Origin of the sequence: Pseudomonas sp. NY15463 (genome assembly GCF_048068415.1) — a bacterium.
Taxonomy (GTDB): domain Bacteria; phylum Pseudomonadota; class Gammaproteobacteria; order Pseudomonadales; family Pseudomonadaceae; genus Aquipseudomonas; species Aquipseudomonas mosselii_C.
Genome location: NZ_JBLUQD010000002.1, coordinates 561,528 through 581,023, shown reverse-complemented (window position 1 = coordinate 581,023; position 19,496 = coordinate 561,528). Strand labels below are relative to the sequence as shown.

At 58.6% G+C, this 19,496-nt stretch carries 18 protein-coding genes and 1 tRNA gene; 12 read left to right on the top strand and 7 right to left on the bottom strand.

All coding sequences use genetic code 11. The features are described 5' to 3' along the window. Positions 1-36: 36 nt before the first annotated feature. Together ACNFIC_RS06870 and ACNFIC_RS06865 are read right to left on the bottom strand one after the other, a co-directional pair. On the bottom strand, positions 37-933 hold the full coding sequence (locus ACNFIC_RS06870) for a bestrophin family protein (RefSeq protein WP_138218923.1): 897 nt from the start codon (positions 931-933) through the stop codon (positions 37-39). A gap of 150 nt (positions 934-1,083) precedes the next feature. Further along, positions 1,084-1,563 carry a GNAT family N-acetyltransferase gene (locus ACNFIC_RS06865; protein ID WP_138218922.1) on the bottom strand — a complete coding sequence of 160 codons (480 nt, stop codon included), beginning with the start codon at positions 1,561-1,563 and terminating at the stop codon, positions 1,084-1,086. 225 nt (positions 1,564-1,788) lie between these two features. Here ACNFIC_RS06865 and ACNFIC_RS06860 point away from each other — a divergent pair, with 225 nt between their 5' ends. Then, the gene (locus ACNFIC_RS06860; RefSeq protein ID WP_138218921.1) at positions 1,789-2,844 is read left to right on the top strand and encodes a diguanylate cyclase; all 1,056 of its coding nucleotides are present in this window, start codon (positions 1,789-1,791) and stop codon (positions 2,842-2,844) included. 12 nt (positions 2,845-2,856) lie between these two features. Here ACNFIC_RS06860 and ACNFIC_RS06855 read toward each other — a convergent pair whose 3' ends face one another. Continuing rightward, on the bottom strand, positions 2,857-3,717 hold the full coding sequence (locus ACNFIC_RS06855; RefSeq protein ID WP_138218920.1) for an AraC family transcriptional regulator: 861 nt from the start codon (positions 3,715-3,717) through the stop codon (positions 2,857-2,859). 83 nt (positions 3,718-3,800) lie between these two features. Between ACNFIC_RS06855 and ACNFIC_RS06850 the strand changes: the two genes are divergently transcribed. From ACNFIC_RS06850 to ACNFIC_RS06835, 4 genes are all read left to right on the top strand, one after another. After that, on the top strand, positions 3,801-4,424 hold the full coding sequence (locus ACNFIC_RS06850) for a glutathione S-transferase family protein (RefSeq protein ID WP_138218919.1): 624 nt from the start codon (positions 3,801-3,803) through the stop codon (positions 4,422-4,424). Between the two features lie 120 nt (positions 4,425-4,544). Next, complete coding sequence (locus ACNFIC_RS06845; RefSeq protein WP_416780475.1) at positions 4,545-5,876, top strand: lysine N(6)-hydroxylase/L-ornithine N(5)-oxygenase family protein; 1,332 nt, start codon at positions 4,545-4,547, stop codon at positions 5,874-5,876. A gap of 64 nt (positions 5,877-5,940) precedes the next feature. Further along, the gene (gene ectB, locus ACNFIC_RS06840; protein WP_416780473.1) at positions 5,941-7,266 is read left to right on the top strand and encodes a diaminobutyrate--2-oxoglutarate transaminase; all 1,326 of its coding nucleotides are present in this window, start codon (positions 5,941-5,943) and stop codon (positions 7,264-7,266) included. Then, positions 7,253-8,158, top strand: coding sequence for a DMT family transporter (locus tag ACNFIC_RS06835; protein WP_138218916.1), 906 nt, complete (start codon positions 7,253-7,255; stop codon positions 8,156-8,158). The genes ectB and ACNFIC_RS06835 overlap by 14 nt, the downstream gene beginning before the upstream one ends. A 487-nt stretch (positions 8,159-8,645) precedes the next feature. Here ACNFIC_RS06835 and ACNFIC_RS06830 read toward each other — a convergent pair whose 3' ends face one another. Then, positions 8,646-8,879 carry a hypothetical protein gene (locus ACNFIC_RS06830; RefSeq protein ID WP_416780471.1) on the bottom strand — a complete coding sequence of 78 codons (234 nt, stop codon included), beginning with the start codon at positions 8,877-8,879 and terminating at the stop codon, positions 8,646-8,648. Between the two features lie 474 nt (positions 8,880-9,353). Between ACNFIC_RS06830 and ACNFIC_RS06825 the strand changes: the two genes are divergently transcribed. Beyond that, positions 9,354-11,156 (top strand): ATP-dependent nuclease, encoded by a 1,803-nt coding sequence (locus ACNFIC_RS06825; RefSeq protein WP_416780469.1) that lies wholly within the window; start codon positions 9,354-9,356, stop codon positions 11,154-11,156. Positions 11,157-11,450: 294 nt separating this feature from the next. Here ACNFIC_RS06825 and tnpB read toward each other — a convergent pair whose 3' ends face one another. Both tnpB and ACNFIC_RS06815 read right to left on the bottom strand, forming a co-directional pair. Continuing rightward, on the bottom strand, positions 11,451-11,741 hold the full coding sequence (tnpB, locus tag ACNFIC_RS06820; RefSeq protein WP_416780636.1) for an IS66 family insertion sequence element accessory protein TnpB: 291 nt from the start codon (positions 11,739-11,741) through the stop codon (positions 11,451-11,453). A 459-nt stretch (positions 11,742-12,200) separates the two neighbouring features. After that, positions 12,201-12,285 (bottom strand) — tRNA-Leu (locus tag ACNFIC_RS06815). Positions 12,286-12,392: 107 nt separating this feature from the next. Between ACNFIC_RS06815 and queA the strand changes: the two genes are divergently transcribed. The 6 genes from queA (at position 12,393) to ACNFIC_RS06785 (ending at position 18,467) form a co-directional block, all read left to right on the top strand. Continuing rightward, entirely contained in the window at positions 12,393-13,442 is a 1,050-nt protein-coding gene (queA, locus tag ACNFIC_RS06810) for a tRNA preQ1(34) S-adenosylmethionine ribosyltransferase-isomerase QueA (RefSeq protein WP_138219114.1), read from the top strand. A 14-nt stretch (positions 13,443-13,456) separates the two neighbouring features. Then, positions 13,457-14,572: a tRNA guanosine(34) transglycosylase Tgt gene (gene tgt, locus ACNFIC_RS06805; protein ID WP_171030928.1), complete on the top strand. Its 1,116-nt coding sequence runs from the start codon at positions 13,457-13,459 to the stop codon at positions 14,570-14,572. 44 nt (positions 14,573-14,616) lie between these two features. Then, positions 14,617-14,952 carry a preprotein translocase subunit YajC gene (gene yajC / locus ACNFIC_RS06800; protein WP_138218914.1) on the top strand — a complete coding sequence of 112 codons (336 nt, stop codon included), beginning with the start codon at positions 14,617-14,619 and terminating at the stop codon, positions 14,950-14,952. Between the two features lie 64 nt (positions 14,953-15,016). Then, the gene (gene secD, locus ACNFIC_RS06795; RefSeq protein WP_138218913.1) at positions 15,017-16,879 is read left to right on the top strand and encodes a protein translocase subunit SecD; all 1,863 of its coding nucleotides are present in this window, start codon (positions 15,017-15,019) and stop codon (positions 16,877-16,879) included. Between the two features lie 10 nt (positions 16,880-16,889). Next, complete coding sequence (gene secF / locus ACNFIC_RS06790) at positions 16,890-17,798, top strand: protein translocase subunit SecF (RefSeq protein ID WP_138218912.1); 909 nt, start codon at positions 16,890-16,892, stop codon at positions 17,796-17,798. A 120-nt stretch (positions 17,799-17,918) separates the two neighbouring features. Further along, complete coding sequence (locus tag ACNFIC_RS06785) at positions 17,919-18,467, top strand: glycine zipper 2TM domain-containing protein (RefSeq protein WP_138218911.1); 549 nt, start codon at positions 17,919-17,921, stop codon at positions 18,465-18,467. A 67-nt stretch (positions 18,468-18,534) separates the two neighbouring features. Here the strand turns inward: ACNFIC_RS06785 and suhB are convergent, their stop codons facing one another. After that, a complete protein-coding gene (gene suhB / locus ACNFIC_RS06780; RefSeq protein WP_138218910.1) occupies positions 18,535-19,353 on the bottom strand; it encodes an inositol-phosphate phosphatase in 819 nt (272 codons plus the stop codon). Positions 19,354-19,496: the final 143 nt, after the last annotated feature.

Genomic DNA, 19,496 nt, shown 5'->3' with positions numbered 1-19,496 from the left:
GACTGCGCCAGCGCTATGGGCAGGCCTGATGGCCGCTCATCGGCCTTTGACCAGGTTGCCACACTGCGCCTCGCGCTGCATCGACTCCAGGTTGCGCTCAATGGTCTCGCAGATGCTGTCCATCGGGATCTGGTGTTCGCTGAAGCGAAATGGGCTCTGCAGGTCCGTGCCGATCCGCTCGATCGCCAGCAACATGAAGCCTACTACGGTGGAGGCCAGCGGCGTGAACCACTCCAACGACTCCACCAGCCCCACCGGCACGATCAGGCAGAACAGTGTGATGAACAGCCGTGGAAAGTACACATAGGGGTAGGGCAGCGGTGTGTTGGCGATACGCTCCATGCCGCCCTGGGCGTTGGACAAATCCACCAGTGTCGATTCCAGCCGCGCCAGGCGAATGCTGTCCAGCCGCCCGGCGTGGTATTCGCGTGCCAGCAACGCCGCTGAGCCACTGAGGATATCGTTGGCGAAATTGTTGGAGCGGTTACGCCGCTCGAACTCGTCCGGCGGGATGAACGCCATGAGTTCGTCCGGGCACTTTTCGTGCTTCAGGTGCGCCGCCAGGCAGTTCACATAGGCGATATGCCGACGCAGCAAGGTGGCCTTGACCGGGTTCAGCCCGTCGTCAGTATCGTCGACCAGTGTGAGTACCTGCCGCGCGAAGCTGCGCGAACTGTTCACCAACGCCCCCCAAAGTGTGCGCGCCTCCCACCAGCGGTTGTAGGCGCTGCTGTTGCGAAAGCTCACCAGCACCACCAGCGCCGAGCCGAGCAGGGTGAGCGGGATCAGCGGCAGGCTGAATTTGCTGTTGAAGAACAGCATGAAGTCGATGGTGACTAGCACGTCCCAGATCAGCAGCCAGAAAAGTGACCAGCCGATGTAGCCGATGGTTTTGTGGACCAGGCGCAGCTTTTGCAGAAGTAGGGCTTTCACGTGATGTGAACCTCGAAGCATCAATGTGCTTCGGACGCCGCGCGTCAGCTAAGGTTCGGTGTGGCTGGTCGAGGAGTGTTTCAAGGTTTTCGCCTGTGTCTGGCGAAAAAAGCTCACGGCGTCCGGTGCGTTTTCCAGGTCGCGTCCGTCTCAGTCGAGGCACAGCTTCATCTGGACCAACGCGACCCGACGACCATCCGGTGCCTGACGCTCTTCTATCGCGAACGGCTGGAAACCGAGCTGTGGATAAAGCAGCAGCCCGGCGGTGTTATGGTTGAAACACGACACCCAAACCTCCCGCGCCGCGAACTCGTCGCGGGCCAGCGCAATCATGCTGTGTACCAGGTAGCGCGCCACCCCGCGGCCGCGTGCGGCCGAGGCCACCACCACATTACCCAAGGCGCACACGCCTGCGTGCTCAGCCTTGTAGAAATTGGCAAAACCCAGGATCACGCCCTCACCTTCCACCACCGTCGAGCCGCTGCGCTGTGCGATCGCCGCGCTCAGTTGTGCCGGTGTCAGGGGGTAAGTGGCCTTGGGAAACATGTAAAACAACTCATCCGGGCCTTGTGGGAAGCAGCAGATGGTCGGGATGTCGGCCGTGCGGGCGGGGCGATAGGTTAGCTGCATGCGTTCTTCGTCCTTGAACAGTGAGGTTCAGCTTAGCCGCACAAGGGCCGGTTGCGGCACTCTACGAAAACGTTAGTTGTTTGGTTCATGTTTTTCGTCAGGACGGTTTGTCAGGGCGATTTTACTGGTGGCAGAATGCCGTATCGCCGAACCGCAGCGCACCTACTGGCCCTGTCGCCTGTCCGGTGCTTCTCCAAGGACCGTTTTCCCTTTCGGTGACCCGCGATGAACCAGCGCAGGGGCAGTGGCCTCTCATTCGCCAGACGCATGTACCCGCCCCGGGCCATTGGCACCGGGCTCGGCTTTTTCTGCGTGCTGATCGGCCTCTGGCCGCAGCAGCCGCCGTGGTGGGTGTGGGCGCTGTTGCTGGCCCACGGCTTTGTGTGGCCGCATGCGGCTTTCCTGATCGCTCGCAGGTCGGCTCAACCGTTCAAGGCTGAACAGCGCAACCTGATCTTCGATGGTTTCGCCGGTGGTTGCTGGGCCGGTGCCATGGGCCTGAACCCGCTGCCGAGCGTGATCATCCTGTCGATGATCGCGATGGACAAGATCGCTGCTGGCGGCTGGCACATGCTGTTCAAGACTCTGGCAGCGCAAGCGCTCGGCATCGTGCTGGCGTTGTGGCTAGGCGCAGCGCCACTGTTTCCCGATACCACCCAGGCGCAGATGCTGGCCTGCTTGCCGATCTTGTTCATCTACCCGATGGCCATCGGTCTGATCTGCTATCAGGTGACGGTGCAGTTGGGCCAGCACAAGCGCGCACTGGCGCGGCTCAGCCAGACCGACAGCCTGACCGGCTTGATGAACCACGGCACCTGCAAGGAACTGCTGCTCAAGGCGTTTCAGCGTAACGGCAGCGGCGATGGAGCAGATTGCCTGGCGCTGATCGATATCGACCATTTCAAGCACATCAATGACCGGCATGGCCATTTGGTGGGGGACGAAATCCTGCGCACGTTGAGCGCGATGCTGCCGGCCTATCTGCGCAAGAGCGACCCGTTGGCGCGGTATGGCGGGGATGAGTTCTGCGTGCTCTTGCCGCAGACCACCACCGCGCAGGCCAGGGTGATTCTGGAGCGGTTGCGCGAGGCGGTGCAAGGACAGCGGTTTGCGGCCTTGCCGCAGTTGCGCCTGAGCCTGAGCATCGGCGTGGCGGCGTGTGGGGCGCATCTGGACAGTGCCGATGCCTGGCTACACGAGGCAGACATGGCGTTGTACCAGGCCAAGAGCGCGGGGCGTAACCGGGTGGTGGTGGCCGGGGCTGTCGGTAGCGTGGCGTGATTGGCAAAAGCCTCAGGTGGAGGTGCGCAAACCGCTGCTGTTGCGAAAACTCCCAGGCGTCATGCCCACTACTTTCTTGAACGCTCGCGCCATATGGCTTTGATCGAAGAAGCCACTGGTACAGGCCGCCTCTGCCAGGCTGGCACCAGCACGCAGCAGCTTCTGAACATGTGCGATGCGCTTTTGAATCTGATAGCTGTGCGGCGACACACCCACGTGCTTCTTGAACACGCGAATCAGGTACAGCGGCTCAAGGTCGACCAATTGAGCCAAGGCCTCCAGGGGGATGTCCTGGTCGAACTCGTCTTCGAGCTTGTGTTTGATCCGTTTGACCGCCTGTTTCTCGGAGGGCCGGGCTGACAGAACGGGGGCGCCGCTGCGTTCGAAAACCTGGCACACCAGCTCCAGCAGGATGGATTCGCGCTGCAAGCCCGGTGGCGTTTGTTCGATCAGTTGGTGCAGTTGCAGGAAGGTTTGGGCAAAGCCCGGATTGCAGCTGAGCGCCTCTTGAAACAGGTGGATGTGATCGCTGACCACCCGCCCCTGGAACACCGCTCGGTTAACCCAGTCGGGATCCAGGTAGAGCATCCGGTACATCCAGCCATTGTCGTGGCCGGGCAAGCCGTCATGTATTTCGCCTGGGGTGATGGTGACCACACTGCCAACCCCACCCAAGGCATAGCCGCCGCGGTAGTAGAGTTTTTCCACCCCGCCGCTGATTACCCCAATGGCATAGCGGTCGTGTGAGTGCCGACCGAACGACTGGGTGGTGTAGCGCGCTGACAAGAGTTCGCAGTTGCCTTCGGGAATACGCCAGAAGTGCACGAAGTCCTTACCCTTGGGCGGGGTTTTTAGGCCGTCTGTCTTTTCCATGACCTGTCCAGTTTTGTGCAATACGGCTGAAAAAAGCGGCCATAAAGTTAGCACCTATTTCACAAAAAGCGCTAGGAAAGGATATGACGGACAAACTGGTTATCGGGGACTTCAACAAGTCCTCCTGGTCGCTGCGTGCGTGGCTGGTAATGGTGACGGCGGACGCTGTATTCGACACGGTTCAGGTCAAGTTGGAGCAGCCCGATACACCCCAGCAGATTGGCCAGTACTCACCTTCGGGCAAAGTCCCGGCGCTACTGCTGGGTAACGTCGTGATCAACGACAGCCTGGCCATCAGCGAGTACATCGCCGAAACCCACCCCAATGCCAACCTGTGGCCACAGGATGCCCAGCTTCGTGCGCTGGCGCGCGCCGCCGCTGCGGAAATGCACGCTGGCTTCACCCACCTGCGCACGCAGATGTCGTTCGGCCTGGGTACTGGCGACGATGCTGGCCCGTTGACCGAGGACACCCAGGCAGAAATCGCCAGGATCTTCGACATCTGGGGTGGCCTGCGCGCAGCCAGCAAGTCCAGCACGTTCCTCTGCGGCCAATTCGGCATCGTGGACGCGATGTACGCCCCTGTGGTGTTCCGCTTGCGCCGTTATGGCATCAGCGTGCCGGCGCAGCTGCAAAGTTATGTGGACCAGGTACTGGCTTACGGCCCGGTTCAGCAGTGGCTGAAAAAAGCAGCGGCCGAAGTTTGAAGCGCAACGCGAATAAACGAAGCAGACCTCAAAAAAATTAGAAATTGCGGCAAATGGAAAAGCGCGGGGCACTTTTCTGTTTGCCGGTTATGGCGTTATCTGTCCAACAGGGAAGGGAACATGAGCATCCGTAGTGTGAGTGCTGCTGATCAGCACGTTTATGATGTGATCGGTATCGGTTTCGGGCCGGCCAATATTGCGTTGGCCATTGCGCTTGAAGAATTGGGCTTTAGCGGCAGCCGTCTGTTCCTGGAGCGTCAGGACGGTACCCGTTGGCAGCCGGAAATGATGCTGGCAGGCAGTGATATCCAGAACCATCCGAGTCGCGACCTCGTTACCCCGCGTAACCCGCGGAGCCGCTACACCTTCACCAACTTCCTGTTCGAGAACAACCGCCTGTTCGAGCACCTGAACCTGGGGCTCGAGTTCCCGCTGCGTAGCGAGTTCGCGGAATACGTGCGCTGGGTCGCTGGGTTCTTTTCCCGTGAAGTGGCCTACAACCAGACCGTGGTTGCGGTCAGCTACGATCCGGCCAGCAGCCTGTATCGCATTGTCACCGAGGCCGGCAGTCAGTTCCTTGCACGCGCCCTGGTGGTGGCCCCTGGGCGCACGCCGGTGATCCCGGCAGCGTTCGCCGACTGCGCACCAGAGCGGGTCTTCCACCTCACGCAATACCTCACGCGGCTTGCGCAACTGGATGCGCAGGGCGAGTTGAAACGCGTGGCAGTGGTGGGCGGCAGCCAGAGTGCAATCGAGATTATCCTGCACCTGCGCCACCGTTACCCGGCACTTGAGATCATCAATATCCAGCGCGGCTATGGCTTCCGTCTCAAGGACACCAGCCAGTTCAGCGAGCATGTGTACTTCCCGGAATTTGTGGACCAGTACTACAACAGCTCCCCTGCCGCCAAGAAGAACATCAACCGCCACCTGCACTACACCAACTATTCGGCTGCCGACGCGGATGTGATTTCCGAGTTGTACGTGGGTATGTACGAGGACAAGTTGCAGGGCAAAGAGCGCGTGACCATCAAGAACCTCAGCGAAATCCAGGCCTGCCTGCCCACCGCCGAGGGCCATACTGTGGTTCTGCATAGCGTGCAGGAGCAAGCGGTCGAGCATATTCAAGGGCTGGATGCGATTGTCCTGGCCACCGGCTTCCGCAACCTGGGCACCGGCGCGCAGGACGAGCCGTTCCCGGCGATTCTGCAGGGAGTTGCAGCACACCTGGAATGCAGCGCCGATGGCGTGATTCGCATCGGTCGCGACTACCGCCTGGAGCCGCGCAAAGGCCACGACATGCCCGCGCTCTACCTCAACGGGCTGTGCGAATCCTCACACGGCTATGGCGATGCCGGCTCATTCAGCCTGCTGTCGCTGCGTGCGCGCGACATTTTCAATTCGCTCAACGAGCAGTTGGGCTACGCCGGCACTGCGGAAAAAATCGCCTGAGCGACGGCGACAAAGAACGGTCATCAATATTTTGTGTGAGTAGGCGGCAATGGAAGCATCGGCAATGGATGAATTAGGCATATTTGCAAACGTAGAGTCGCAGGCACGCAGTTACTGCCGAAGCTTTCCGGTGATCTTCGATCAAGCGCGAGGCAGCCACCTGTACGACTTCAAGGGACGCTCGTACATCGACTTTCTCAGCTGTGCCGGTTCGGTCAATTACGGGCATAACCCGCCAGCCGTAAAGGCTGCGGTGATCGACTACCTGCAACGTGACGGCATTCAAGCCGCACTGGACATGCACAGTCGGGCCAAGCAGGCGTTCATCTTCAACTTCCGCAAGCTGATTCTCGAGCCGCGGGCATTGCCTTACAAGATGCAGTTCACCTCGCCCACCGGTACCAGTGTGGTCGAGTCTGCCATCAAGCTTGCGCGCAAGGTGACCGGGCGGCGCCATGTGGTGGCATTCACCAATGGCTTCCATGGCATGTCCAGTACCTCCCTTGGGTTGACCGGCAATCGTGATAATCGTCAGCCGGGCATCGACCCTTATGTGTTCCGCATGCCCTACGACGATTACCTGGAGGGTCTGGACTCGATTGCGTACTTCGAGCGCCTGCTCAACGACAACAGTTCCGGCATGGATTTGCCGGCTGCGGTGATCGTTGAAACGGTACAGGGCGAGGGCGGTATCAACGTTGCCTCCAGCCAGTGGCTGACGCGCTTGCGCGCGCTGACCGCCGAACACGGAATTCTGTTGATCATCGACGATATCCAGGCGGGCTGTGGCCGTACCGGTACGTTCTTCAGCTTCGAACCTTCTGGCATCGTCCCGGACATGGTCTGCCTGTCCAAGTCCCTCAGCGGCTACGGCCTGCCGCTTGCGCTGCTGCTGCACCGTCCAGAGCTGGATCAATGGGCGCCGGGTGAAGACAACGGCACGTTCCGCGGCAATACCGTGGCATTCGTGGCGGCGACCAAGACGTTGCAGGCGTTCTGGAGCGATGAGGGCCTGATCGAGCATATCCAGGCCACCGAGGCGCGCTTGAAAGATTGGCTGGCCGAGCTGACCGTGCGCTTCGCACAGCACATCAAGCAGGTGCGCGGGCGCGGCCTGTTCTACGGGATCGAGTTCAATGAGCCGGCAATGGCAGCCGAAGTCATGCGTGCGTGCTTCGCGCGCCGACTGATCATTGAGCGCTGCGGGCCGAACGATCAGGTGCTCAAACTGATGCCTGCACTGAATATCCCCGAGCAGGTGTTCCAGAACGGGTTGGATATCATTCTGGAGGCGATGCAGCAGGTCTTGGAGCACGCCACGTTCAGTACGCCGGGGCATGAGGCCGATACGCTGGAATTCATCAATGGAGTTGCCCATGTCGATCAATAACAAGCGTGCGATTGTCGAACTGACGGTCGGTGGGTTGATGCTCAGCCTCTCGGCGTTGGCCGTGGCGTTCGCCAACATCGGCGCGGGCGGTGCAGGCTTCTACCGAATGCTGTTCGCCTCGGTGCTGTTTTTCCTGTTGCTCAAGGTGCGGCGGATTCCGGTCCTGCTGAAAAGTTACCGCGCGCAACTGTACACCGGGCTGGCAGGGGTGTTCCTGGCAATCGACCTGGTGCTGTGGCACCAGAGTATCTATGTGGTAGGGCCGGGCATTGGCTCGATCCTGACCAACTGCCAGGTATTCTTCATGACTGTGTTGGGCATGTACTTGCTCAAGGAACGGCCTTCGGTTTACTTCCTGATCTCCATTACCCTCGCGTTCGTTGGGCTGTATCTGTTGCTGGTCCCGGAAATGACCAGTGCGGTCGGCATCAAAGGCGTGGTGTATGGCATATTGTCGGGCCTTGCCTACGCCATCTGCGTGTACTTCCTGAAGGTCAACACGCAGTTGCCTGACGGCGGCGGTGACAAGGTCGCGCAGATGCTCAACCTGAGTATCTGGGCTGCCCTGGTGCTGCTGGCCTACGCGGTGGTCAACGGCGAGAGCCTGGCGATCGCCGATGGCCAGACGTGGGTGATGCTGATCATCTACGGGGTGTTGGTGCAGTTCGTGGGGTGGATGCTGGTCAACCGTTCGATTGGCAGCATCAGCCTGGGCCTGGCTGGATTGATCCTGCTGCTTGAACCTGTGATCACGTATTTCATCGACGTGACCTTCCTGGGCAAGGCCAGCTCGGCGTTGCAGATGTGCGGTGCGCTGCTGACGATCTTTGCCGTGTACATCGGCTCTATCAAGCCACCGGAGAAGGTCCAGGCCTTGCCACAGGCGAACTGAGCCTAGGCTGATCTCGCGTGCTTGTGGGGCCTGTAGGCTAGTGCAGGTCAGTTAAGCCAATGGGGCCGCTTTGCGGCCCTTTCGCGGCGCAAGGCCGCTCCTACACAGTCTGCGTGAGCGCTTTGAATGCCGGCTTGCACGGTCTGGGAGTGGAATGCAGCGAAGGTTTAACTGATGGGCATTAGCCGGTAGGCCGCCTTTGGCGCGGACAGGCCTGCTCTGGCGTCGAAACGGTGTTCCCAGCAGGTGAGATGGGCCGAGTCGCACAGAAAAACGGATGCGAGGGAAGCCCCAGAAACCAGAAAGCCCGCAGTTAGCGGGCTTTCTGGGTGTTGCGTGGCCGTCGTTGGACGGCTACTTACAGGTATTGGTGCCCGAGGGAGACTCATACTGCTCAATGTTGGCCTTTATTTACAGGTGGCTAGGTCTTGGTGAGTGGGAGCCTACTCACAAATCCACTTACTTTTTTGCAAGCGCTGCAAAGCCGTCACACGGTTGTGCCGTCTATTCGGACTGATGCTTGAGCGTCATCAGCATACGGGATGCTCACCTCGACCTTTTTGCCTGACTCAGTAGTGATTTCAATCACGAGTCGGTGAGGAGGGGCGGCAAAGTCGTCTGTGTATAGGATGTGGACAGCCTCTTTGCATGAGTCCCCCGTGGAGACCGGCCAATAAACCGAACCGTCTTTGGCCGGCAGGTACACTTGAATGTTGGACATTTCCTGTCTCCTAGCTGCTTTCGATTGGGTGTCTTAGCAGCAGGCTAGCCGACTTTTATGATCTTTCTTCGGGATGTCCAGAGTCCAAGCAATACCTTGAAAATCAATCCTGCCTATGGGCAATATGCCATCATTGCCCCAGCTGTCTGTGACCAACTTTGTGATTGAGGTGGAACGCGGGCTTTCCCTTAGGGGGAGGCTGTCAATCTGAAAGTGCGCTAGAGAGACCAGCCGTCTGGTCAGCCATAGCACTTTTCCTATTGCTCAGCCAGCCTGGATCAACGATGTACGCGTGGATCACCTGCTAATGTGTTGAAGGAGTCGGCCATGGAGTGGGAACTCTCTCATAGCGATAATTATGACTGCGGTAGGTCGATGGTTGTGATGAGGTGCCTGTTTTTTTCGGCGACATCCAAGGTCCGCCAAACTAGCGGAAATTGAAAAGCAAGCACAACTTTATCTGAAGGGGTTGAAGTGAAGTTAAAAAGCCTAAGAATAGAAAACTTTCGCGCAATACGCGGCGATTCAAATGTGCTTCGATTTGAAGATAATAATATAGTTTTTATTTTTGGAAAAAATAATATTGGTAAGTCCAGCATACTCAGGGCGTATGAGTATTTCGCCTCCCCAAACAAGGCGGCTGCAATTACTGACTTTTATGAGCAAGATCCAAAAAACAAAATAACAATCGAGGCTGCATTTATCAAGGAGGACTTGGATGAAGAAAATTTCGATCAAAAGGGATTGAATAAATGGGTTTGCAAAAAGACGGGCGAGATACACTTTAGGAAAACTTGGAGCGCTGTTGATGCCGCTGCAACCAAGCAAACACTAGACCCGGAAAAAGGTGAATACGTCTCCGGAGGTTTTGGAGGTCTAGAGCCGATACTTACCAATGCCACTCCTGCCATTATTTTCATTGAGGCCATGCCTAGCATTAAGTCCTTAACTGAATGGCTAGAGAAAGAAATTAAGTCAAAACTATTAAAGAAACTTAAAGACAACCATGCGGCAGAGTATGGAAGTGCTCTTGAAGCGATTAAAAAGCTGCAAGAAAAGGTCGAGGGCGCTGACTATCTAGGAGAGATAAGTACTGGAGCAAACAAATACTTCGCCAAAACCTTTCCTGAGCTTGAGCTACGAATAACAACCAACCCTTATAGAGATAGCGATATCACCAAAGCAATTGAAAAGGATTTTAATATAACAATAGGAAACAAGTCGGCGCCTATTGATGAAGAAAAAGTAGAGGAGAATTTAGCCGCTGCTGTTCTGGCGCTGGAAGACTTAACGGCAGAAGCTGATGGAGCTGAAGGTGCTGACAAACGTGTCGGCACTGTTACCGGACGTCAATTTGACCTCCATGGGCATGGGCTGATAAGACAAGCGATTATTAATATATTAGGAATATTCAAAGAGTCTCAAGCAGATAAAAAACACATTATCCTCTTTGAAGAGCCTGAGCTTTACTTGCACCCTAGCAACAAGCGTAGGTTCCGCGACACATTGTACGATCTGGCAAGCCAGGACGCCTATCAAATAATATGCGTTTCTCACGACCCACAGTTGATTGATCTCAACAAGCCTCACATATCGCTAGCTCGCTTTGTAAAGAGCAGCGATGGTGAGACCAAAATACATCAGGCAGGCCACGATCTTTTCTGTGAAGACGACGATGCAAAAGATCGGCTACAAATGCTTAATAGGTTCAATCCTCACATTTGCGAATCATTCTTCGCTGACGAGGTCGTTTTAGTTGAGGGGGACACTGAAGCTATCATCATGCGAGAGCTTCTGGAGACTTATCACAAGAATGGTGAGGTATTTGTACTAAATACCGGTTCAAAGACCAACATGCCTTTCTTTATCAAAATTCTGAGGCACTTCTCCATCAAGCAGCATGTAATTCATGACGCAGATGAGCGCTTTATATATGACAAAGGCAAAATTGTCTTAAAAGAGGATCAGACCCCCAAGAAAAATGGCGCCTGGACTTTGAATCAAACAATTTGGGATGAGCTGCTTATCTGCAATGAAGTCGAGAGCTTTGCCAAACGCTACGTATCAATAAGAAATTTCGAACACGCTCACGGTTACGTCCACGACAAGCAGCTAGGCAAGCCGTTATCAGCTCATCAGTACGCAAAAAAACTAGATTTCAAAGACAAGACTGTTCCTATAGTCAAGTTTGCACGACTAATAATAGGATGCGATAACGATGCGGTCACCGACTACTCTCCTGAGTATTTGGAAGCTACGGTTGTAGAGCCGCACTAGCCGTAGGAGCATGGCGCTCTCAAGGTGCCCTCGAGTTTCAGCAAGCCTTGAGAGCATCAATTAGGTTGCCTAAGGGAAGTGGTCGATTTCAGAATTGCCACGATGGCTACGGCAGAAGGTGCTTCATGTCCTCGCTGATCTGTACTTTCAGATCAACGATGTGGGTGGCGTAGGTTTCTTTGACTTCCTGCTACACGAGCGTGCTGCGTAAGCCTCAAGGAGCATTTGCTTGAGCAGGACAGGGTCATCGGGAAGGTCATCGGGCATGGAATTCATGCCGAGGATTATACCGATTCAGGTAACGAAACGAGGGGGCAAAACCTGATGCGGACGGTTGCGCCAGAGGTCGAAGCCGTCGAGTAGCCATTTCTGCTCCTGAACAGTCAGGACAATGGCTTCGTCAGTGATGTCGGGCGAGGTTTTGAAGCGCTCAGATTCCAGGTGCTTGAGCCAGAGACAGAAACCGTTGCGCTCCCAATAGAGGATCTTCACGCGATTGAGCGGCTTGTTGAGGAACGCGAAAAGAACCGGGTCGAACACAGCCACCTTGATATCAAGTTCAACCAAGGCTGTGAGGCCATCGATGGATTATCGAAAGTCGACGGGCTTGGGGTAGAGACAGGCTTTTTCGACTTTGGCGTCGGGGCGCATCATCGTCGGCAGGCTCCAGAAAGAAATCGGGACCACAGCATCGGGGATCAGGTAAGCGCTTTGAATGTGGGGTTCATGGTCGCTTACGTGAGAAACACACCGTCGAGCTTGATCCGCTGGCCGTTCTCCAGTCGCTGTACATCCCAAAACTAGTAGTTCGGGCCATCGGACAGCAGGGCGGCCGTATCGGTGAGCATCTTTGTTTTTCACTTGCAGTAGCCAGCACCGGCGAAGGTGCCGGTGTGTGAGTAGGATTCTGGACCGAACTCGTCCTACTCACATACTTTGGGGCTTACAAGGGCATCACTGGGAACGATAGGCACAAAAAAACCGGCCAAGTGGCCGGTTTCTCTGGTGTTCCGGGTCTGGTAGGGACCGCTTGGAACTATGTGATGGTGCCCCGAGGGAGACTCGAACTCCCACTCCTTTCGAAAACGGATTTTGAATCCGCCGCGTCTACCAATTCCGCCATCAGGGCTTGTGGCGCGCAGTATAGAGAGGCTCGTGAGGTCGGTCAATCGGCTTTCATGGTCAATTTTCATGCGTTGGGCTAAACTTCCCGGCCCTGTCGAACCGAACATCATCATGCGCGTCGCCGATTTTTCCTTCGAACTCCCAGACTCCCTCATCGCCCGCCACCCTCTGGCCGAGCGTCACGGCAGCCGCCTGCTCGTGCTCGATGGCCCCAGCGGCGAGCTTGCCCACAAGCAATTCCCCGATCTGCTCGACTACCTGCGCCCCGGCGACCTGATGGTGTTCAACAACACCCGGGTGATCCCGGCGCGGCTGTTCGGCCAGAAGGCCTCTGGCGGCAAGCTCGAAGTGCTGGTCGAACGCGTGCTCGACAGCCATCGGGTGCTGGCCCACGTGCGCGCCAGCAAGGCGCCCAAAGAGGGCACGCAGATTCTCATCGACGGTGGCGGCGAGGCCGAGATGGTCGCACGCCATGACACGTTGTTCGAGCTGCGCTTCAACGAAGAGGTGCTGGCGCTGCTGGAGCGCGTCGGCCACATGCCGTTGCCGCCCTATATCGACCGCCCCGACGAGGGCGCCGACCGCGAGCGCTACCAGACCGTCTACGCCGAGCGCGCAGGCGCCGTCGCGGCGCCGACCGCCGGCCTGCACTTCGACGAAGGGTTGCTGGCCAAGATCGCGGCCAAGGGCGTCGAGCGGGCCTTTGTCACCCTGCACGTGGGCGCTGGCACCTTCCAGCCGGTGCGGGTCGACAAGATCGAAGACCACACCATGCACAAAGAGTGGCTCGAAGTGAGCCAGGACGTGGTCGATGCGGTGCAGGCGTGCCGTGCCCGTGGCGGCCGGGTGATCGCGGTGGGCACCACCAGCGTGCGCTCGCTGGAAAGCGCGGCGCGCGATGGCGTACTCAAGGCGTTCAGCGGCGATACCGACATCTTCATCTATCCGGGGCGCCCGTTTCACGTGGTCGATTGCCTGGTCACCAACTTCCACCTGCCGGAGTCCACGCTGTTGATGCTGGTCTCGGCCTTCGCCGGTTACCCCGAGACCATGGCTGCCTACGCCGCAGCGGTCGATAACGGGTACCGCTTCTTCAGTTACGGTGATGCCATGTTCATCACCCGCAATCCGGCGCCACGCGGCCCAGAGGATCAAGCATGAGTCGCACCTGTCGAATGTCGTTCGAACTGCTGGCCACCGACGGCAAGGCCCGTCGGGGTCGGTTGACCTTCCCCCGTGGCACCGTCGAGACCCCGGCATTCATGCCGGTGGGCACCTACGGCACGGTCAAGGGCATGCTGCCGCGTGATATCGAAGCGATCGGTGCCGAGATCATCCTGGGCAACACCTTCCACCTGTGGCTGCGCCCAGGCACCGAGGTGATCAAGAAGCACAACGGCCTGCACGACTTCATGCAATGGAAAGGCCCCATCCTCACCGATTCCGGTGGTTTCCAGGTGTTCAGCCTGGGCGCCATGCGCAAGATCAAGGAAGAGGGTGTGACCTTCGCATCGCCTGTGGACGGTTCGAAAGTGTTCATGGGCCCGGAAGAGTCCATGCAGGTCCAGCGCGACCTGGGCTCGGACGTGGTGATGATTTTCGACGAGTGCACCCCGTATCCGGCCGAGCACGATGTCGCGCGCACCTCGATGGAGCTGTCGCTGCGCTGGGCCCAGCGCTCGAAGAACGCCCATGCCGACAACACCGCGGCGCTGTTCGGTATCGTCCAGGGCGGCATGTACCAGGACCTGCGCATGCGCTCGCTCGAAGGGCTGGAGAACATCGGCTTCGACGGGCTGGCCATCGGCGGCCTGTCGGTGGGCGAGCCCAAGCACGAGATGATCAAGGTGCTCGACTACCTGCCGGGGCAGATGCCCGCTGACAAACCTCGTTACCTTATGGGGGTAGGCAAGCCGGAGGATCTTGTAGAGGGTGTGCGCCGCGGCGTCGACATGTTCGACTGCGTGATGCCCACGCGCAACGCGCGCAACGGGCATCTGTTCATCGACACAGGGGTGATCAAGATCCGCAACGCGTTCCATCGTCACGATGATTCGCCGCTGGATCCGACCTGCGATTGCTATACCTGCACCAACTTCTCCCGCGCGTATCTGCATCACTTGGATAAATGCGGCGAAATGCTGAGCAGCATGCTGAATACCATCCACAACTTGCGCCATTACCAGCGCTTGATGGCCGGTTTACGCGAGGCTATTCAACAGGGTAAATTGGCCGCCTTTGTCGACGCCTTCTACGCCAAACGCGGGCTTGCCGTGCCGCCTTTGGACTGATTGTCCGCATCCATTATTAGAAAATATTGCATTAGGAGTGCCCAATGAGCTTCTTGATTCCCGCCGCCTACGCGGACGCAGCAGCCCCCGCCGCCGGCCCCGCCGGTACTGGCTTCGAGTGGATCTTCCTGGTCGGTTTCCTGGTCATCTTCTACCTGATGATCTGGCGTCCGCAGGCCAAGCGTGCCAAAGAGCAGAAGAACCTGCTCGGCAACTTGCAAAAAGGTGACGAAGTAGTCACCAACGGCGGCATCGCCGGCAAAATCGTCAAAGTCTCGGATGACTTCGTGGTTCTGGAAGTGTCGGATAACGTCGAGCTGAAGTTCCAGAAGGGTGCCATTGCGGCCACCCTGCCAAAAGGTACGCTCAAGGCTATCTGAGTTACCGGTTTCATTTTTCCAGTCGGGGCGCGCAAAGCGCCCCGCGTCTTGAACGGGCGGCGTGATGCTGAACAAATACCCTCTGTGGAAATACCTGCTGATCGTGTTGGTACTGGCGGTCGGCTTCATTTATTCCGCACCCAACCTCTATCCGGATGATCCGGCGGTGCAGATCAGCGGCGCAAGTTCTGCCCTGCATGTCAGCCAGGCAGACCTCGATCGCGTCAGCAAGGCGCTGGCCGATGCCAACATCACCGTCAAGGGTGCGAGCCTGGGCGAGAAGGGCAGCGGTTTGATCCGCTTGAACCGCCAGGAAGACCAACTGCCTGCCAAGGATGTGGTGCGCAGGGCGCTGGGCGATGATTACGTCGTAGCCCTGAACCTGGCCCAGACCACGCCGCAGTGGTTGCGTAACCTGGGTGCCAGCCCAATGAAGCTGGGCCTGGACCTGTCCGGTGGCGTGCACTTCCTGCTGGAAGTGGACATGGACAAGGCCATGACGGCCCGCATGAAAGTCTACGAAGGCGAGGTCAAGACCTTGCTGCGCAAAGAGCGCGTCCGCTACCGCAGCCTGCCTCAGCAGGATGGCGGCATCATGCTGGGCTTCGCCGACGATGCTACCCGCGAACAGGCGCGCAGCCTGATCCGCAAGAATTTCAATGATTTCGACCTGACCACCACCGAGCGCAACGAGCTTGCGGTGCTGCGCCTGGCGTTGACCCAGGCCAAGGTCGCCGAGATTCGCGAATACTCGATCAAGCAGAACCTCACCACCGTTCGCAACCGTGTGAACGAGCTGGGTGTGGCTGAGCCGCTGGTACAGCGCCAAGGCGCCAACCGTATCGTGGTCGAGCTGCCGGGCGTGCAGGACACGGCCGAAGCCAAGCGTATTCTCGGCAAGACCGCTAACCTCGAGTTCCGCTTCGGTGCCGAGCCTGGCGCTTCGAAAGCGACTTCCGAGGTGTTCGAGTTCCGTGAAGGTGGCCGTTCCGCTGCGGTCGAGCGCGGTCTGATCATCACTGGTGACCAGGTCACCGACGCCCAGGCCAGCTTCGACGAGCACGGTCGCCCGCAGGTGAACATCCGCCTCGACGGTCACGGCGGCGAGCTCATGAGCCGCGCTACTCGCAGCAACGTCGGTCGCAGCATGGCGGTGATCTTCATCGAGCAGAAGCCGATCACCCGCTACGTCAAGCAGACTGTCGATGGCGTCGAGAAAGACGTTGCCGTGCAGAGCTTCCAGGAAGAGAAGAAGATCATCAGCCTGGCGACCATCCAGTCGCCGCTGGGCAGCCAGTTCCGCATCACCGGCCTGAACGGCCAGGGCGAATCGTCCGAGCTGGCGCTGCTGCTGCGTGCCGGTGGCTTGGCCGCGCCGATGTACTTCGCCGAAGAGCGCACCATCGGCCCTAGCCTGGGTGCCGACAACATCACCAAGGGTATCGACGCGTCCCTGTGGGGCATGCTCTTCGTGTCGCTGTTCATTATCGCCATCTACCGCGGCTTCGGCGTGATCGCCACGGTCGCCCTGGCGGGTAACATGGTGCTGCTGCTGGCGCTGATGTCGCTGCTCGGCGCGACCCTGACGTTGCCGGGTATTGCCGGTATCGTGCTGACCATGGGTATGGCGGTGGATGCCAACGTGCTGATCTTCTCGCGTATCCGCGAGGAGCTCAAAGCTGGCATGTCGGTGCAGCGCGCCATTCACGAAGGTTTCAACCGCGCCTACACCGCGATCATCGACGCCAACCTGACCAGCCTGCTGGTGGGCGGTATCCTGTTCGCCATGGGTACCGGCCCGGTCAAGGGCTTCGCGGTCACTATGTCCCTCGGGATTTTCACCTCGATGTTCACTGCCGTCATGGTGACCCGTGCCATGGTCAACCTGACCTGTGGCGGGCGTGACATCAAGAAGCTGTGGGTTTGAGGGAGCTGCGATGAAAACCATCAATTTCATGGGCGTGCGCAATGTCGCGTTCGCCATTACCGTGCTCCTCACCGTGCTGGCGCTGTTCAGCTGGTGGCAGAAGGGCCTGAACTTCGGCCTGGACTTCACGGGCGGTACGCTGATCGAGCTGACCTACGAGCGCCCTGCGGATCTGGAAAAGGTCCGTACCGAGCTGGTTGGCTCGGGCTTCCATGAGGCCGTGGTGCAGAGCTTCGGCGCCACCACCGACCTGCTGGTGCGCATGCCGGGCGATGATCCACAGTTGGGTAACAAGGTCGCGACCGCTTTGCAGGCGGCAGGCGGCGACAACCCGGCCACCGTCAAGCGCGTCGAGTTCGTCGGCCCGCAGGTGGGTGAAGAGCTGCGCGACCAGGGCGGCATGGGCATGCTGCTGGCGTTGGGCGGCATCCTTATCTACCTGGCCTTCCGCTTCCAGTGGAAGTTCGCCGTGGGCGCGATCATCTCGCTGATCCACGACGTGGTGGTGACCCTTGGTATCCTGTCGTTCTTCCAGATCACCTTCGACCTGACGGTGCTGGCGGCGGTGCTGGCGATCATCGGCTACTCGCTCAACGACACCATCGTGGTGTTCGACCGGGTGCGTGAAAACTTCCGTGTGATGCGCAAGGCTTCGCTGATCGAGAACATCAACGTCTCGACCACCCAGACCCTGCTGCGCACCATCGCCACGTCGGTTTCGACCCTGTTGGCAATCGCCGCGTTGCTGTTCTTCGGTGGCGACAACCTGTTCGGTTTCTCCCTGGCGCTGTTCATCGGCGTGATGGCCGGTACCTACTCGTCGATCTACATCGCCAACGTGGTGCTGATCTGGCTGAACCTGAACAGCGAAGACCTGATCCCACCGGCCAAGACCGAGGGTGCGGACGACCGTCCGTAAGGTTCCTGTTACGCCGCTGGGCGTAAAGAAAGGCGCGAGTGTGAACTCGCGCCTTTTTTTTTACTCCAAGGCTGGGAATAAGGCGGGCTGGAACCCGTAAGGAAGATCAGGAGGTTTCACGTGAATAAATCAATGCTGGTGGGTGCGGTTCTGGGTGCTGTCGGTGTCACCGCCGGAGGTGCTGTGGCGACCTACAGCTTGGTGAACAAGGGGCCTGAATATGCCCAGGTCACCGACGTGCAGCCGATCAAGCAACAGGTCAAGACGCCGCGCGAAGTGTGCAAGGACGTCGCGGTGACCCGTCAGGCGCCGGTCAAGGACCAGCACCAGATCGCAGGCACCGTGGTCGGTGCGCTGGCCGGTGGCCTGCTGGGTAATCAGATCGGTGGGGGTACTGGCAAGAAGATCGCCACCGTGGCAGGCGCCGTAGGCGGTGGTTATGCGGGCAACAAGGCCCAGGAGTACATGCAGGAGCGCGATACCTACACCACCACGCAGACGCGCTGCAACACGGTCAACGATGTCAGTGAGAAGGTGGTGGGCTACAACGTCACCTATTCCATTGGTGATCAGGTGGGCAAGGTGAAGATGGATCACGAGCCGGGCTCGACTATCCCGCTGGACAAGAACGGCAAACTGATTCTTGGGCAGAATCAGGCGGGGCAGTGATCGCCGCGCTGCGGCTGTGAGGTACAAAAAAAGCACCCCGAGGGGTGCTTTTTTGTACCTGAGGCAATCAGCGCTTCAGGTGTTCGGGCAGGTGCGGCTGGATGGCGATCAGCACGCCCTTGAAGCATTTGGTGCCGCCGGCGACGATGTGGCCCTTCTCGAGGAATTCGTGGCCACCTTTGAAGTCGCTGACTCGGCCACCGGCTTCTTGGATCAGCAATACGCCAGCAGCCATGTCCCATTCGGACAGGCCCGACTCCCAGAAGGCATCGAAGCGGCCAGCGGCCACGTACGCCAGATCCAGGGCGGCGGAACCGGCGCGACGGATGCCTGCGGTCTGGCCGGTCAGGGCGCGGAGCATGCCCAGGTAGTTGTCCAGGTCGGCCATTTGGTTATCGCGGAACGGGAAGCCGGTGCCCAGCAGGGCGCCGTCAAGGCTGTTGCGCGCGCTGCAGCGAATGCGGCGGCCATTGAGCTGGGCGCCACGGCCACGGCTGGCGGTGAATTCTTCTTGGCGGACCGGGTCGACGATCACGGCATGCTCAAGGCGGCCGCGATACTTACAGGCGATGCTCACGGCGAAGTGAGGAACGCCACGCAGGAAGTTGGTGGTGCCGTCCAGCGGATCGATGATCCACAGGTAATCCTTGCCTTCTTCACCGGTACCGGCATGCAGGCCGGTCTCTTCACCCAGGATGGAGTGGTTCGGATAGGCCTTGCGCAGGGCATTGACGATGGTCTGCTCGGCAGCGCGATCCACCTCGGACACGTAGTCCTTGGCTTCTTTTTCGTCGACTTTGATGGTGTCCAGGCGTTCGATGGAGCGGAAAATCAGTTCACTGGCGCTGCGAGCGGCGCGCAGGGCGATATTCAGCATAGGCTGCATGGGCGTTTCACCTGGGATGTTAAAGAGGAAAGCCGCCTAGTCTATCAGAAATCTGCCTCGGCAGAAGGGTGACATGCGCATTCGTGGCGTTACGCCCGTCGGTTCTGTAAGATCATTCGCCCCTTCTTCTGTATCCGTGAGCT

Excerpts from the sequence above, each read along its gene's own strand:
- ectB (WP_416780473.1), top strand. The coding sequence starts at position 5,941 with ATGGATGAATTAGGCATATTTGCAAACGTAGAGTCGCAGGCACGCAGT.
- secF (WP_138218912.1), top strand. The coding sequence starts at position 16,890 with ATGAAAACCATCAATTTCATGGGCGTGCGCAATGTCGCGTTCGCCATT.
- ACNFIC_RS06850 (WP_138218919.1), top strand. The coding sequence starts at position 3,801 with ATGACGGACAAACTGGTTATCGGGGACTTCAACAAGTCCTCCTGGTCG.
- ACNFIC_RS06830 (WP_416780471.1), bottom strand. The coding sequence starts at position 8,879 with ATGTCCAACATTCAAGTGTACCTGCCGGCCAAAGACGGTTCGGTTTAT.
- tgt (WP_171030928.1), top strand. The coding sequence starts at position 13,457 with ATGTCGTTCGAACTGCTGGCCACCGACGGCAAGGCCCGTCGGGGTCGG.
- suhB (WP_138218910.1), bottom strand. The coding sequence starts at position 19,353 with ATGCAGCCTATGCTGAATATCGCCCTGCGCGCCGCTCGCAGCGCCAGT.
- yajC (WP_138218914.1), top strand. The coding sequence starts at position 14,617 with ATGAGCTTCTTGATTCCCGCCGCCTACGCGGACGCAGCAGCCCCCGCC.
- queA (WP_138219114.1), top strand. The coding sequence starts at position 12,393 with ATGCGCGTCGCCGATTTTTCCTTCGAACTCCCAGACTCCCTCATCGCC.
- ACNFIC_RS06835 (WP_138218916.1), top strand. The coding sequence starts at position 7,253 with ATGTCGATCAATAACAAGCGTGCGATTGTCGAACTGACGGTCGGTGGG.
- ACNFIC_RS06860 (WP_138218921.1), top strand. The coding sequence starts at position 1,789 with ATGAACCAGCGCAGGGGCAGTGGCCTCTCATTCGCCAGACGCATGTAC.
- secD (WP_138218913.1), top strand. The coding sequence starts at position 15,017 with ATGCTGAACAAATACCCTCTGTGGAAATACCTGCTGATCGTGTTGGTA.
- ACNFIC_RS06855 (WP_138218920.1), bottom strand. The coding sequence starts at position 3,717 with ATGGAAAAGACAGACGGCCTAAAAACCCCGCCCAAGGGTAAGGACTTC.
- ACNFIC_RS06865 (WP_138218922.1), bottom strand. The coding sequence starts at position 1,563 with ATGCAGCTAACCTATCGCCCCGCCCGCACGGCCGACATCCCGACCATC.
- ACNFIC_RS06845 (WP_416780475.1), top strand. The coding sequence starts at position 4,545 with ATGAGCATCCGTAGTGTGAGTGCTGCTGATCAGCACGTTTATGATGTG.